This is a genomic window from Bradyrhizobium sp. SRL28 (assembly GCF_018596315.1).
Taxonomy (GTDB): Bacteria; Pseudomonadota; Alphaproteobacteria; order Rhizobiales; family Xanthobacteraceae; genus Bradyrhizobium.
Genome location: NZ_JAHEAG010000002.1, coordinates 244,300 through 258,830 on the forward strand (window position 1 = coordinate 244,300; position 14,531 = coordinate 258,830).

Below are 14,531 nucleotides of genomic sequence, written 5' to 3' on the forward strand. Positions count from 1 at the left end.
ATAAAAACGGTATTTTATAATATCATTGATCGTAATAATGGATCAATTATGCTGGATTTCGAGCTGTTGCGCGCCTTCGTTGCCGTCGCCGATTGCGGCGGTTTCCATCGCGCAGCCGAACGGCTCAACCTGACGCAGTCGACGATAAGCCAGCAGATCAAGCGCCTCGAGCTCGAGACCAAACGCCCATTGTTCCGCCGCACGACGCGGAGCGTGGCGCTGACCGACGATGGCGAAATGCTGCTCGGCGACGCCCGTCGCCTGCTGCAACTCGAGGAGGCGGCGCGTCATCGCCTTGCGGCACCGCGCCTGTCCGGCACGGTGCGTCTCGGCGTAGTCGAGGAGGTCGCCGGCGGCTCGCTTCCTTCGGCGCTCAGCCGCTTTGCAGCGCTCCATCCCGGCGTGAAGCTTGAGGTGCAGATCGGCGTCAGCGCGCCATTGATCGAACAGCTCAATGCGGGACGGCTCGACGTGGTGTTTGCCAAGCGTCCGCTCGGCACGTCGAAAGGGCGTCTGGTGTGGCGCGAAGCTCTGGTCTGGGTCGCGGCCGACACGTTCGATTTCGTTCCCGGGGTGGTGCTGCCGCTGGCGCTCTATCGCGAGCGGTCCGTATCGCGCGAGGCGGCGCTGGCCGCGCTTCAGGACGGCGACCTCACCTGGGAGATCGTCTTCACCAGCCCGAGCCTCACCGGCTTGCGGGCAGCGGCGCTTGCCGGCCTCGCCATTACACCGCTTCCCGCGAGCGCGGTCATCGCGGGCTTGCGCATTCTCGGTGCCGCGGAAGGCCTGCCGCGGCTTCCAGACCTCGAGTTCGCGATCTACGAAAAGGCGCGACCCGACAAAGCCGCCGCGGCACTCGCTGCGGCTCTCCAGACGCTCGCACAAGGGCCATCACGTCCGACGATCTGAGATAAGCGGCGAACTGATCCAGCGTCTCGGGGATGAGAACCGCTTGTGCGTCGGCGCTCTTGTCGGCATGGCTGCCGGTCGCCCCGCTTTGCCTGCGGTGAGGGTTAAACACTCGCATTGACGAGCAGCGGATCGGCGGAAGTCACGAGCTTCAGGGTCCGCAGCGAAAAGGTCGATCGCGTGTGCCGGATGCCTTGGATCCGGTAGAGCTTCTCCCGAAGAAAGCGCTCGTAGTGAGTGGTGTCGGCGACCGCTACCTTGACCAGATAGTCGTATTCGCCGGTGACGAGATTGGCCTCGATAACTTCCGGGATTCTTGCAAGGGCGTCGCCGAACCGGGAGAGCACCTTGTCGTCGTGCTTGTCCAGCGTGACTTCGATGAAGACGATATCCTTCAGGCCGATGGCGACGTGGTCGATGACAGCCGAGTAATGCTTGATCACGCCGATCTCCTCCAGGTGTCTGACCCGCGACCAGCATGGCGAAGACGACAATCCGACGCGATTGGCCAGTTCATTTACGGTCAGTCGTCCTTCGTTGCGGAGGATCGAAAGAATCTTTCGATCGATCAGGTCGAGGTCCGCCTTGGTTCGCGGCTTCGCCAGGGAAGATGATTTCATCACAGATCTATGCAGATGATTCTTCTGCAAGATACGACCATCTCACAAAATATTGGGAAATTCACCTGCTGACTCGGCGATACAGTCCTGTCGAGGAGATCAGCAAATGCCGTCCGCCGCGTCTCGCGCTTCGTCCGTCGTCTTCAGGGCCATTGCCACGGATTCGCTTGCCGCGGCGTCCCAGCTTCTGGCCGACGTGCAGCGCTTTGGACTGCAGATGGTCGAATTCCGGATGATGGTTGATGTGGAGGGAGGGGCGGCCATCGACTTCGGCGTCGCCGCAAGGCCGGACCACGATCCCACGGTTCTCTGCTCCCGCTTCGCACGACATCCCGCTCTCCGTTCGGTCGAGGTCGTCGGACGATCGCCGGTCAGAACGGAAGCCACGGCGTCATGAACGTCCTGCCTCACCTTCGCGTGATGCTTCAGCGCTGACGTGATGAGGGTTTCGTGCGGATCGTCGCGCGGGCCAGCGATCACCTCGTGCTGGGAGCGCAGGCGGTGGGGGCGAGAGTTTCGGAATTGACGTCGTCGCTGGCACTTGCCATTGAAATGGGGCCGTGCTCGAGGACTTGGCAGAAACGTCCTGCACGACTTGCAGCAGGATCAAACTCTGGAGCGCATCGTGTCGAAACGGACTTATCGCAACTACATCGCCGGCCGATGGATCGATGCCGCCGATGGACGTCGTCTCGAGATCCTGGATCCGTCTGACGGTTCGCATCTTGCCGACATTGCCCGCAGCGGCAGCGAGGACGTCGATCGCGCGGTGCAGGCAGCCCGGACGTCGCTCGCTGGCGACTGGGGACGCATGTCGGCGACCGACCGTGGTCGCATCCTGCATCGGATCGGCGAGGGGGTCCTGAAGAATATCAATCTGCTGGCGGAGCTCGAAGCACGGGACGTCGGCAAGCCGCTCAAGCAGGCGCGGGCCGACGTCGAGGCGCTGGCGCGCTACTTCGAATTCTACGGTGCTGCAGCTGACAAGGTTCACGGCGACACCATCCCTTACCGGACGGGATTCACGGCAATCACGCTTTATGAGCCCCATGGCGTGACCGCCCATATCATTCCCTGGAACTATCCGATGCAGATCATCGGACGCAGCCTCGGTGCGGCCCTTGCCATGGGCAACGCCGCCGTCGTGAAACCGGCCGAGGAAGCCTGCCTCACGGTGATCGAGTTTACCCGCATCGCGGAGGAGGCGGGATTGCCGCACGGTGCGCTCAACCTTGTCACGGGGACCGGCGAGGAGGCAGGTGCTGCGTTGTCCGGCCATCCCGGCATCAACCACATTTCCTTCACGGGTTCGGTCGCGACCGGCGCGCTGGTGCAGGCGGCAGCCGCGCGGAATGCGGTGCCGGTGACGCTGGAGCTAGGCGGTAAATCGCCCCAGCTTGTCTTTGCCGATGCGGATCTCGATCGGGCGCTGCCGTTCCTGGTGATGGCGGGCATTCAGAACGCAGGCCAGACCTGCTCCGCCTCGTCGCGGATCCTGGTAGAACGGTCGATCTATGAAGAGGTCGCAGCACGCATGGCCGATGCCTACCGAAAGCTGAAGGTCGGGCCGGCGCTGTCCGACCTCGATGTCGGCCCCATGGTCTCCCGCCGGCAGAAGGACATCGTCGAAGGCTATATCGGCCTGGCCGAGCGCGACGGCGCGCGTCTCGCCGCGCAGGGCACGATCGTGCCCGAAGCGCCTGCCGGCGGCGCCTATGTCACGCCGACGCTGATCCGCGACGTTACGCCCAGTCACCGCCTTGTGCAGGAAGAGATCTTCGGGCCGGTCCAGGTCATCATGCCGTTCGACGGCGAGCAGCAGGCGATCGATCTGGCGAACGGTACGCCCTATGGCCTCGTCTGTGGAATCTGGACCAACGACGGCGGGCGGCAATTCCGCCTGGCGCGCGCCATTCACTCGGGACAGGTCTTCATCAACAACTACGGCGCCGGCGGCGGAATCGAGTTGCCGTTCGGCGGCGTCAAGCGTTCGGGCCACGGCCGCGAGAAGGGCTTTGAAGCCCTCTACGGCTTTGCAACGACGAAGACCATTTCGATCTATCACGGCTGACGACTGCGAACGCCGGCGGTGATCACGCCGCCGGCATTCGACACGTGATCGGGCACGCGCGGGTCGAGTCTCGCGTCAGATGCAGCGGCCACCGTCGACTTCCATGGCGACCCCCGTGATCATGCTTGCCTCGTCGGAGCACAGGAAAGCAGCGGCGTAGCCCATGTCTTCAGGCGTGGAGAAGCGACCGATTGGAATCGTCGACAGGAACTTGGCGCGGATCTCGGGCGTGTCCTGCCCCATGAAGGTCTTCAAGAGCGGCGTTTCGCCGGCGACGGGATTGATGGCGTTGACCCGGATGCCGAACGGCGCAAGCTCCACGGCCATGGCGCGCGTAGCCGTGATGACCCAGCCTTTCGAGGCATTGTACCAGGTCAGGTTCGGTCGCGGACTGACGCCGCCGGTGGAGGCTACATTGAGCACAACTCCATATTTCTGCTGCTTGAAGTGCGGCACGGTGGCCTTGGCGCCGTAATAGATCGACTTCATGTTGACGTTGGCTATTCTGTCGAACATGTCGTCTGTCACCGTTTCGAGCGGTTGCGGCGTGTGACCGACGCCGGCATTGTTGACGAGGATATCGAGTCCTCCGAACTCCCGATGGGCTTTTTGCACGACTGAAGCGAAGCCGGATTCGTTGGAGATATCCGCAACTGCTGCAATGGCTTTGCCGCTGAGCGAGCCGGCCACGCGTTCTGCCGCGGCCTGATCGCGATCGGCCACGACGACGCGGGCTCCTTCGGTGACGAATTTGCGGACGATGCCTTCGCCGAAGCCGGAGCCGCCGCCTGTCACGATCGCGATCTTGTCTTTCAGTCTCATGGCGGTCCTCGCTGTTGGAGAGTGTTCAACATTGGCTGGCATCAGCCGATAGAGGGAGGGGAGGGCACCGTTGACGGAAAGGCTGCGATCGATCCAAATACCGCGAGAACCGGTCCGCCTTGCAGAAGGAAGCTGTCGTTCCGGGAGCGAGAAGCGCAGGCCTTCCGGTCAGGACGATTCGTCGAGAACGCTCGCTTTTGCCGCCTGCGTCGTGTTGTGCCTGCTGCCCCATACGCCGCGCGACCTTTCCAGGTGCCGTCGGATGGTCGCTTCGGCTCCGCTTCGGTCCTGCTTTGCGATGTAATCGAGCAATTTGAAGTGTTCGTTTGCGGATTGCTTGAGAAAGTCTCGCGGCGACTCGCCGCTCGCAAAGCCCTGCAACCGCACGCGGTCTCTGAGCGTCTCGACCAGTTTGGCGAGGTATTGATTGCCAAGCGTGGCGATCAGTTGAACGTGGAATTTGAGATCGGTATCAAGGAAGGCAATCAGATTGCCGGTATCCGCCGTCTGCCGCGTCGCCTCCGCCAGTTGATGAAGCTCATCGAGCTGTCTGTCCGACAACCCGCCCTGGGCGATATCGCCAACGCTCGGCACCTCCAGCAGCAGTCGGACCGCGAAAATATCATTGAGTTCGTTGAGCGACAGCGACACCACGCGAAAGCCGCGATTACGCTCCGCTTCGAGTAGACCTTCGCGCTCGAGATCGAGCAGGGCTTCCCGCACCGGGGTCGCCGATACGCCGAGTTCGGCCGCCAACCGCGGCACCGAATAGAGCTGATCCGGTTGCATCTGCCCGGTGATGACCAGCCCGCGGATCACCTTTCGCGCCTGCTCGCGCAAGCTTGGCGCCGAAACCAGACCCGCCGAACCCTTATGCATCGTTTCCATGCGCTCCTCCTTAACACGCCGCTATGCCAATTCACAATGTGTGATGTGTGATATATTATCATTGACGCTCGAAATGTGATGTGTGATATTTTACTCAACAAAAGATTAGGGAGGTAACAGATGGCGGTAGATCGCATCCTCATGATCGTGTCCGACACCGTTCGGACGGACATGCTGGGATACAACGGGGGGCACGTCCGAACTCCCAATCTGGATCGGCTCGCCGCGCGATCGATGGTGTTCGATCGTTATTATGCGTCGAGCTTTCCGACGGTGCCTGCGCGCTACGATTATCTCACCGGCAAGCCTGCGTTCGCCGGTGTAGGATGGGGCGCGCTGCCGCGCGCGGATCGCTCGATTGCAACCACATTGACCGAAGCGGGTTACACGACGCTCGGCGTGGTGGACACGCCGTTCTATCAGGTCAACGGCTATTCATATGATCGCGGATTCAATTTCTTCTACGACATGAAGTCCCAGCTCCTGGGAACGCCGCATTACAGCTCCTACACCGCCCCCAACAAGACCAAGCGGCAGGGCGAAGGCAAGCTGCCGCAATGGCCGATCACCGGCAAGGTGAAACCGGATCCACGCACCGGCGAGATGGACTGTCCGGCACCGCTCACCATGGTGCAGGCAGCCAAATGCCTGGAGCAAATCTACGAGGACAAGTTCTTCGCGCTGGTCGACACCTGGGATCCGCACGAGCCGTGGGACCCGCCGGCTTACTACACCCGTCACTACCTTCCCGATTATGCCGGCGAGCGCGTGCATCCGCCCTATGGCGAATGCAAGAAGCACGGCATGACCGACCGCGATATCGCGGTGGCGCGCGCGCTCTATAGCGGCGAGCTCGAGCTCGTCGATCGCTGGATCGGGCATCTGCTCGACCAGCTCGCCTATCTCGGCATCGAGGACTCCACCGCCATCATCTTCGTCTCCGACCACGGCTTCCTGCTCGGAGAGCATGGACTGATGGGCAAGATGGTCCGCAGGGCGCCCGGCGAAGCGACGTGGATGCGTTCGCCGCTCTACGAGGAGATCGCCAAGGTGCCGCTGTTGATCCATGTGCCGGGCGCAAAGCCCGGACGAACCAGCAAGCTTGCCTGCGCGCTCGATCTCGCTCCCACGATCTGCGACATGGCCGGCCTGCCGCGCCAGCCGGAGATGCAGGGGCTCTCGCTGCTTCCTGGCGTGCTTGGCGAGGCCTTCGAGGGGCGCGACCACGTGCTGACGGCGCTGCCGCTCGCCAATCCCGGCGATACGGTTGAAGTCGTCGACGATCTGATGCGGACGGTGGTCGAATGGCAACCCGTCACTATCACGACGCAAAAATGGTCGCTGCTCTATGCGATTCCGGGCGAACCGGTCGAGCTCTACGATTTGAGCTCTGATCCGAAGCAAACCACCAACGTGGCGGCAAAGCACCCCGCCGTCATCCGTGCTCTGCTGGAGATGTACGCGGAGGACCTGCGCCGCGCCGGAGTCACCAACAAATACTCCGATCCTCGCCTCGCTGCGTTGCTCGAACGCGCATCCTAGCTCGTCACGGTTGCGGAAATATCGATCGAGTTGTGGAGGGAGGCATGAGGGGCGACTTCACGCGAAGGCAATTCCTCGGCTCCACCGGGATGGGGCTCGTTGCCCTCGTATACGGCGCGGGCCCGGCGGTAGCAGCGGATGAGACGTCCACACCGAAACGGTTTGCGGGGGAAGTCGAGATCAAAATGTACCGGGATAGGCGCCGCCATCGATCAGGATATTTTGCCCGGTGATGTAGCCGGCGTGCGCCGAGCAAAGGAACGCGCAAGTCGCGCCGAATTCGTCCGGGTGGCCGAACCGTTTTGTCGGGTTGGCGGTCCTGATCTCCTCGGTGACCGCGCCGACCTCGCGCGACGAATTCTTCGCCAGCGCGGCAAGATTTGATTTCAACCGGTCGGTATCGAACGTGCCGGGCAGCAGATTGTTGATCGTCACATTGTGCTCGGCGGTCGAGCGCGCGAGCCCTGCGACGAAGCCGGTGAGGCCGGTGCGCGCGCCGTTGGAGAGCGCAAGCATCGCGACCGGGGCCTTTACCGCATGCGATGTCACATTGACGATGCGTCCGAATTTCCGCGCGATCATGCCATCCAGTATCGCCTTGATCAGGGCGATCGGCGCCAGCATGTTGCCGTCGAGCGCCTTGATCCAGTCGTCGCGTTCGAATTTGCGGAAATCGCCGGGCGGCGGTCCGCCAGCGTTGTTGACGAGAATGTCGGGTGCAGGGCAGACGGCCAGAATGGCGTCACGGCCTTCCTTGGTGGTTACGTCGGCAACGACGATCTTCGGCTGATTTCCGGTAGCAGACGCGATTTCGTCGGCGGCGTCCTTCAGGACATCGCGGCGCCGAGCTGCGATGACCAGGTCAACTCCCTCGCGCGCGAGCGCCATTGCGCTGGCCTTGCCGAGCCCCTGACTCGCCGCGCACACAATCGCGGTGCGTCCTTTTAATCCCAGATCCATATTGCCGCGCCTTGTACCGTTTCCAGGAACTAACCGTGTCCGTTGCAGTGCCAGCTAGTTGTTCGGCAAAGCCATGCCTGCTGGTTTCGAGCCCCACATGCAGAAACTCGTCGGCTCGAAGCCGAACTGCCGCGGCCGGTGCGTGGCCTCGTCCTCGATCTCGTCGACTCCGACCGAATATTCGAAGATCATTCCGTCGGGGCCGGTGAAATAGAGAAAGCGCGCGCCTGACGTCGGGTGCCGGCCTGGGCCGAACACGATCGGCACGCGGCGATCGCTGAGGAAATAATAGGAGCGCAACACATCGTCGCTGCTCTCCACCTGATGGTTGATATGCTGGATGCCAGCCTTTGGCGCGCGCACCAGCGCGATGGTGTGATGGATCGCGTTGACGCGCATCAGCGGGATATCGCCGATGCGGTCGCTGACGCGGGCATTGCAGACTTGGGTCCAGAAGCGCTCGTCGCGGGCGGGATCGGTGGAGTTCAGTCCGATGTGGCTAAAGCCGGTGATCCCTGCGTTGCGGCTCGCAAAATAGCGCCGGCCGCTCCGCTCCGGTCGCACCACCAGCTCGATATGGTTGCCGGTGGGATCGCGGAAGCCGATAAAAGCCCTTACCTTGCGCTGCTCGGCCTCCCGCGCGGAACCGGCGTGAACGGCATGCCCGAGCGATTCCAGTGTGGCGGCGGCATCCTGCAGGCTCGCTTCGTCCTCGACCTCGAAGCCGACGGTCTGGTCGCGCGGATCGCCTTCGGAGTAGCACAGCGTATGCGCGCGCTCGTCGGAGCGAAGGTAGAGGTCCTTCTTGCCGCGTTCGGCAATCTGCAGGCCGAGGCAGGCGGTCGCGAAGGTTTCCGCCGATTCGAGATCGGGCGAACCGAGGCGAACGTAGCTCACATCCCTTAGCTGGATCATGTTATCTTCCTTTTTCGGGCCTCAACCCGGCGCGCGAAATTCCGGTACGTCATTGCTTTCGCTGCCCCAGTCGCACAGCGACGCGGCGGCCAGTGGAAACTGCCGCGCCAGCCGCGGTTTTCCGTCGAACGCCGCCATGCCGTTCACGTAAGTGAAGATCAGCCCGTCCGGCCCCTCGACATGCAGAAAAATCTGCCGCGATGCCGGCTCGCGTCCCGGGCCATGCACGATCTTGATTTGGCTTTCCTGCATGAAGTAGCTGTTCTGCATGATCTGATCGAGCGCCTCGACCTCGAAGGCTGCATACAACAGGCCGTTCCGACTTGACGGATAGAGCGCCAAGCGGTGATGCATGCCGTCGATCCGCAAATAGGCGATGTCGCCGACCCAGTCGCTGACATCTGCGCCGAGCGCGCGCCAGAAGGCCAGATCGCGGACGTGGTCGGTGGAGCGAAGGCCTACGCCCTGAAACGCGACGATGCCGGCATCGCGTGGCGGAAAATAGCGCCGGCCGCTCCGGGTCGGACGAACCACCAGATCGATGCTGTTGTTCGAGGCGTCCTCGGTGAGCAGCGCCGATTGCACGTAGCGGCGCCGGCACTCACCAGCCGTCGCATCCCTGACGGTAAAACCGAGTTCGCGCAGGCGCCGACCGATCTCCTGGAGGGCTGTATCGTCCCAGACCTCGATTCCTACACTTGCGCCTTCGCTGAGGTCTTTTGCGAGGCTGACGGTGCGAAAACGATCGTCGGAGCGGAAGGCAATTTCGCCATCCTGATCAGCAACTCGTTGTAGCCCGAAAATATCCGACACAAAGTGCGCGCAGGCATTCGGCTCGCTCACCACAAGGCGGACATAGCAAACCGAGCTGATCAGGGCTGTGGCGCTGCCGTTCTTCATCGCGCCCGCGCCTTCGGATGCTGGGATTCAAGAAAAATCTTGATCATTTTGCGCCACACCGCGAACAGCTCGTCGAACCATTTCGGGTCGTTATCCCAGAGCGTGCGCAGCGCCATGCCGCGAACCAGGCTCAGTGTCAGCGCCACGATATCGGCCGAGAGGGAGGGAGGAACGCCGCTGGCGGCGAGTGCCTCGGTCCATGCCGTCTCCACGGGTCGCCGCGCTTTGCGGGAAATATCCAGGATCTGCTTGCGCACGGCCTGATCGGTCGAGGTCGACAGCACGATGTCGATCGCCACCAGGAAGTGCTCGCTGAAGAAGAATTCGCGGGCGTCCTCGATCACGGCCTCGATCAGGTCGCGCGGGCGATTGACGGCCGCGGCGCGGCGCCGGCTCTGCACCTGCGCCTGCTCGAACACATATTCAAGCGTGGCGACGACGAGTGAATCCTTGGTTGGGAAGTGATGAAGCTGCGCGCCGCGGGACAGGCCGGCCTCGGCGGCGACATCGGCGGTTCGAAAGCGGGCGTAGCCGCGCCGGCGAATGAGCTCCGATGCAGCCTTCAGGATTCGTGTGCGGGTTTCCTCGGTTCGTTCGGCCTGGGTCCGGCGCCTGGCGGTGCCGAGCGAACGGCGGGCGGATTTCAGCGGAGCGGGGACGCGGTCGGGACGGCTGGCCATGTCAAACCTCGATCTGAACCTTCCCGTCCACGATGGTGACGGGATATGTCTTCAACGCAATTTCGCAGGGCATGCCCGTCGGCTCGCCGGTGGTCACGTCGAACGTGCCGAAGTGGAAGGTACATTCGACGATTTTGCCGGTGATGATGCCTTCCTCCGCCAGCGATGCCTCGCCATGGGTACACATATCTGCGGTGGCGTAGATCGCCCCGTCCACCCGATACAAGGCGACGTTGGTTCCATCGGGCAGGGGAGCCTGCCGGATTTCACCTTCGACCACTTCATTGGCCGCGCAAAGGACGACTGTTTCACCCATCGCGAAAACCTAAAGCATGGTGCTGCCGCCGTTGACGCTGATGACCTGACCGGTCACGAACGAGGCTTCGGCGGAAGCGAGATAGGAAACCATCGAAGCGACTTCCTCCATTTCGGCCGGACGGCCCATCGGAATAACGCTGACGAACTTCGCAGCGAGCGCAGGATTGCTCTTGGTGATTGCCACCATCTGCGGTGTGTTCACCGCACAGGGAGCCACCGTGTTCACGGTTATGCCGTCCCTGGCGAATTCCCGCGCCATGCCGGTGGTGAGGCCGTGCACGCCACCTTTGGCGGCATTGTAGGCGGCATGGTCCCACAGGCCGTTGCGCACGGAATCGGCGCCGAGATTGATGATGCGGCCATAGCCTTGGGCGCGCATTTTGGGGACCGCGTACCAGGAGCACCACAACACGGTCCACAAATTGCGGTCGATCGTCGTCTTCAGCGTCTCCGGCGAGTGCTCGGCGAACGCCTTGATGATGCCACCGCCGGCATTGTTGACGAGAATGTCGAGCCGGCCGAAGCGTTCGCTCGCGAGATTGATGGTTTTTTCCGCAGTGCCCTGATCGGCGAGATCGCCGGCATGGCTCGCGACGTCCGCGCCGAACGCCTTGGTGAGATGCGCGGCGGCCTGTTGCAGTCCGCCCTCGTCGAGATCGGCAAGCACCAGCCTTGCGCCGTCCTTTGCCAGCCGCTCGGCGATCGCAAGACCGATACCTTTCGCTGCACCGGTGACGATGGCAACATTATCCCTGAGTTTCTTGTCCATTTCGTCATTTCTTCAGAGAATAATGCTGACGCGGCCCTGGGCGCGCAGGCCCTCGCTGTCCAGAAGGCAGCGCTTTTCCTTGATCCGGAACGTGCCGTTGCCGGGCACCAGGCGATAGCGATTGCTGCCGAAGTAGGTATCGGTCACGCCATCCTTGGTGCGATAGGTGATGAATGCCGAACTGACCTCCAGGTCGTCGCCGATCTGTTTTCGGATTCGCACGTTGCTGACGAGGTGACGCGTTCTCGAATGCGGGAACTCGGCATGTGCGGTTCGCTTCATCAAGCGCTTGACCCGCTCGCTGAGCCGGAAGCGGTCATCCGCGACATAGAACAGGTTGTTGTCGGGCGAGGCATCGACGGCGAGATCAGTCGCCGGGACGTAGTAAATCGCGTCGTCCGTGAACAGTTCCAGCCATTCCGGCAGGCGCCATTCGTCGAGCAGTTCGGCTTCGGCGAACAGGAAATCCTCGACTTCCGTGCGAGCTATGGCTTGCATGACTGTTACTCCGTCGCTCATGCCGGCACCCTGAAAACGTGTTCGTTCCAGTTCGACCAGAACGCGCGCATCTGCAACTCGTCGTCGTAGGACGGGTTTTCCTTGCCCATGCCCTTCGAGATGTCGTTCCACTGGGCCTCGGCGGAGTTGCGAAAGCCGCGCTGACACTGTTCGAGCGCCTCGACGTCGTCGGGCGTCGCAAATCCCCCGGGCCCGAGAAATTCCAGGAAGTTGAATAGCCGGTACTTCCGCGCCCATTCGGTCTCCTCCTTGGGGGCAAGAGCCCAGGCACTGATATTCATGAAATCGGGTGCGGCGGGATAATAGGTCCGCACCGTCACCGCCATGATGTCGTTGATCACCAGGTTGGGAAAGATGAACAGGTTGCGATTGAAGGTCGCGATACGATCGGCGCGCTCCTTGCCGAACCGCTTGAGCAGGCCGTCGTAAAGGCGCGAAAGCTCGCGCTTGCCTTCCTCACCCCAGGAAGGAATCCATTGCGCAACGGGGCGGCCCCAAGGGGCCTTGTACTCGAGCACGGCATGTCCTTTGCCGAGATCACGGGCCGACCCCTCGAATGCTACCTGGGCCAGTGCACCCGTCGCGGACTTCAGATAGTCCAGATAAGTCGCATGCGTCGTGAGTGCGTGATAGCCGTCGATGCTGTTTTCGGTCAGCAGCTTCCAGTTGGCTCGCATCGAGTATTCCTGCGTGCCGCCGACGATGGTCATTCCTGTTTCGGCCTGGTCGCAGATCACGTCGAGATAGTCCTTGACCGGACCCAGGTAGTCCGAGAGGCTTTCGACGCCCTTGTCAAAACAGATGAAATTGAGATCGCGGTAACTTTCGAACCGCGGAACCTGCTGCATATTGCTGGTAGAACGCTCCTTGAAGTCTTCGGCGTAGGAGGATTCTCCGGGCTGGCTGCGCAGCGTTCCATCCAGGCCGAATACCCAGCCATGATAGAAGCATTGGAACGACTTTGCGTTGCCGTGCTTTTCCCGGCAAACCTGCGCGCCTCGATGCGGGCAGGTATTCAACATCGCCTTGAGAGCGCCCTTGGCATCGCGGGCGAATAGTATGCTCCGCCCTCCGACCATGCGGGTGACGAAATCGCCGGGCTTGGCGAGTTCGGACCCATGGCCAAGATAGAGCCAGCACTTGTCGAATATTTGCGCCCGCTCGGCCGCGAGAATGTCAGGATCGACAAAGGCCTGACGCGAAACCTTGAAGATCTTCCTGGTCTCATCGATCATCAGTGCGGTGTTCATCCGTTGGAAGGCGTTCATCACTGTCTCCCTCAAAGGCTCTTGTGCGTCATTTCAAGGCGGCCCGCAGATCGTAGGCGGACGATTCCAGATCGGCGCGGGCAGGGCGCTTGTCGGCCGCGATCACCCGCCGCAGCATCGCCATCTCCTTGGCGGAATTGACCGAGAGCGCACCGACAATGTCGGCGCCGCGCATGGCGATGACGGAGAATTTTCCGCAGTTCGTATCGCCGCGGATGATGTGGTCTGCTTCCAGCATGTCGCCGGCGACCTGAATGTTGAGGTCATACTGGTCGGTCCAGAACCACGGCGGATCGCCATATTCCCTTGTCTCGCCGATCATGTTGCCGGCGACCGCGATCGCCTGGTTCTGCGCATTGGCCCAGGTCTCGACGCGGATGGCGCGGTCGTGACAGCGGCTGAATTGCAGCGCCGCATCACCAGCGCAATACACGCCGGACGCCGCGGTGCGCCCGTAGGCATCGACGGAGATCCCGCCGGCCGACGGCAAGCCGAGTCGCTCCGCTACCGTGGCGACCGGCTCGACGCCAATACCGACCAGCACCAGATCGGCCGCGATGTCAGCCCCATTGCTAAGCCTGACGCCATCGGATGAGCTTCCGCTGACCGTCGCGCCGAAGATGAATTCGACGCCATGGCTGCGATGCCTTGCCGCGACCAGGTCGCTCACGACAGCAGGGAATGCGCGCGCCAGCAGCCGTTGCTCGCTTTCGACGACGGTGATGCGGCAACCGTTCTTCGCTGCCGCGCAGGCGGCCTCAAGGCCGATCACGCCGCCACCGACGATCACGATGCGCGATTTGTCGTGGATCGATTTGCGAAACCGCAACGCATCTTCGACATTGCGCAGGTACTGGATCTCAATGGCTGAATTCTCAAGCGCTGCCAGGCGTCGGGGCAGGGTGCCGGTCGCTATTAGCAGGCGGTCGAAAGCGAAGGAGCGACCATCCGCTGTGGCCACGATGCGGCGGTCCGCGTCGCAATCGATCACCGCGCTGCCGGTCTCCAGCCGCACAGCGAGGATGTCGCTCCAGTCGCTGGCCTGTTTGATATAGGCCACCGGGGCATCGGGCGCGTGCAGCATGGCCTTGGAAAGCTGCGGCCGCTCGTAGGGCGGGTGCGGCTCTTCGCCGAGCATGGTGATCGCGCCTCGAAAGCCGCGTGCACGCAAGGCCTCGGCGGCGCGGCCGCCAGCCTGGCCCGCTCCTGCAATCACGATGTTTTCGATCTGTGCCGGCAACTTTTTAGCTTTCGCTCCCTGACGCGATCTTCGATCGTCGCACCTTTATCGCAGACCGGTTGAGCGAAAGACGCCAAACCCTGCAATCCATTCCTTCATTGCATCGATAA

16 protein-coding genes and 1 pseudogene are annotated in these 14,531 nt (G+C 62.2%); 5 read left to right on the forward strand and 12 right to left on the reverse strand.

The genetic code is table 11. The annotated features are described in order from the left end of the window. Nucleotides 1-48 precede the first annotated feature (48 nt). Nucleotides 49-909 carry a LysR family transcriptional regulator gene (locus KIP88_RS05575; protein WP_214486858.1) on the forward strand — a complete coding sequence of 287 codons (861 nt, stop codon included), beginning with the start codon at nt 49-51 and terminating at the stop codon, nt 907-909. A 104-nt stretch (nt 910-1,013) separates the two neighbouring features. Here the strand turns inward: KIP88_RS05575 and KIP88_RS05580 are convergent, their stop codons facing one another. Beyond that, complete coding sequence (locus KIP88_RS05580; protein ID WP_214486859.1) at nt 1,014-1,529, reverse strand: Lrp/AsnC family transcriptional regulator; 516 nt, start codon at nt 1,527-1,529, stop codon at nt 1,014-1,016. 106 nt (nt 1,530-1,635) lie between these two features. Here KIP88_RS05580 and KIP88_RS05585 point away from each other — a divergent pair, with 106 nt between their 5' ends. The 3 genes and pseudogenes from KIP88_RS05585 to KIP88_RS05595 all read left to right on the forward strand — a co-directional run bounded on the left by KIP88_RS05585 (nt 1,636) and on the right by KIP88_RS05595 (nt 3,600). Further along, nucleotides 1,636-1,926 (forward strand): hypothetical protein, encoded by a 291-nt coding sequence (locus KIP88_RS05585; RefSeq protein ID WP_214486860.1) that lies wholly within the window; start codon nt 1,636-1,638, stop codon nt 1,924-1,926. A gap of 41 nt (nt 1,927-1,967) precedes the next feature. After that, nucleotides 1,968-2,087 (forward strand): annotated as a pseudogene (locus KIP88_RS46330) (hypothetical protein); the annotation flags it as partial. 67 nt (nt 2,088-2,154) lie between these two features. Then, the gene (locus KIP88_RS05595) at nt 2,155-3,600 is read left to right on the forward strand and encodes an aldehyde dehydrogenase family protein (RefSeq protein ID WP_214487330.1); all 1,446 of its coding nucleotides are present in this window, start codon (nt 2,155-2,157) and stop codon (nt 3,598-3,600) included. 75 nt (nt 3,601-3,675) lie between these two features. Here the strand turns inward: KIP88_RS05595 and KIP88_RS05600 are convergent, their stop codons facing one another. Further along, nucleotides 3,676-4,422: a glucose 1-dehydrogenase gene (locus KIP88_RS05600; RefSeq protein WP_214486862.1), complete on the reverse strand. Its 747-nt coding sequence runs from the start codon at nt 4,420-4,422 to the stop codon at nt 3,676-3,678. A gap of 168 nt (nt 4,423-4,590) precedes the next feature. Beyond that, nucleotides 4,591-5,310: a GntR family transcriptional regulator gene (locus tag KIP88_RS05605; protein WP_214486863.1), complete on the reverse strand. Its 720-nt coding sequence runs from the start codon at nt 5,308-5,310 to the stop codon at nt 4,591-4,593. A gap of 120 nt (nt 5,311-5,430) precedes the next feature. On the opposite strand from KIP88_RS05605, the gene KIP88_RS05610 reads away from it, so the two are divergent. Next, entirely contained in the window at nt 5,431-6,852 is a 1,422-nt protein-coding gene (locus tag KIP88_RS05610) for a sulfatase (protein ID WP_214486864.1), read from the forward strand. 180 nt (nt 6,853-7,032) lie between these two features. Here the strand turns inward: KIP88_RS05610 and KIP88_RS05615 are convergent, their stop codons facing one another. The 9 genes from KIP88_RS05615 to KIP88_RS05655 are packed head-to-tail and all read right to left on the reverse strand — an operon-like array spanning nt 7,033 to nt 14,397. Continuing rightward, complete coding sequence (locus KIP88_RS05615) at nt 7,033-7,812, reverse strand: SDR family oxidoreductase (protein WP_214486865.1); 780 nt, start codon at nt 7,810-7,812, stop codon at nt 7,033-7,035. Between the two features lie 54 nt (nt 7,813-7,866). Then, entirely contained in the window at nt 7,867-8,727 is an 861-nt protein-coding gene (locus KIP88_RS05620; protein WP_214486866.1) for a VOC family protein, read from the reverse strand. A gap of 21 nt (nt 8,728-8,748) precedes the next feature. After that, a complete protein-coding gene (locus KIP88_RS05625) occupies nt 8,749-9,627 on the reverse strand; it encodes a VOC family protein (protein ID WP_214486867.1) in 879 nt (292 codons plus the stop codon). Beyond that, a complete protein-coding gene (locus tag KIP88_RS05630) occupies nt 9,624-10,307 on the reverse strand; it encodes a TetR/AcrR family transcriptional regulator (protein ID WP_214486868.1) in 684 nt (227 codons plus the stop codon). The genes KIP88_RS05625 and KIP88_RS05630 overlap by 4 nt, the downstream gene beginning before the upstream one ends. 1 nt (nt 10,308) lies before the next feature. Next, nucleotides 10,309-10,623, reverse strand: coding sequence for a non-heme iron oxygenase ferredoxin subunit (locus KIP88_RS05635; protein ID WP_214486869.1), 315 nt, complete (start codon nt 10,621-10,623; stop codon nt 10,309-10,311). Nucleotides 10,624-10,632: 9 nt separating this feature from the next. Then, nucleotides 10,633-11,394 (reverse strand): SDR family oxidoreductase, encoded by a 762-nt coding sequence (locus KIP88_RS05640; protein ID WP_214486870.1) that lies wholly within the window; start codon nt 11,392-11,394, stop codon nt 10,633-10,635. A 12-nt stretch (nt 11,395-11,406) separates the two neighbouring features. Next, nucleotides 11,407-11,892, reverse strand: coding sequence for an aromatic-ring-hydroxylating dioxygenase subunit beta (locus tag KIP88_RS05645; protein ID WP_214486871.1), 486 nt, complete (start codon nt 11,890-11,892; stop codon nt 11,407-11,409). A 17-nt stretch (nt 11,893-11,909) separates the two neighbouring features. After that, complete coding sequence (locus tag KIP88_RS05650; RefSeq protein ID WP_214486872.1) at nt 11,910-13,181, reverse strand: Rieske 2Fe-2S domain-containing protein; 1,272 nt, start codon at nt 13,179-13,181, stop codon at nt 11,910-11,912. Between the two features lie 28 nt (nt 13,182-13,209). Continuing rightward, the gene (locus KIP88_RS05655; RefSeq protein WP_214486873.1) at nt 13,210-14,397 is read right to left on the reverse strand and encodes an FAD-dependent oxidoreductase; all 1,188 of its coding nucleotides are present in this window, start codon (nt 14,395-14,397) and stop codon (nt 13,210-13,212) included. Nucleotides 14,398-14,531 lie beyond the last annotated feature (134 nt).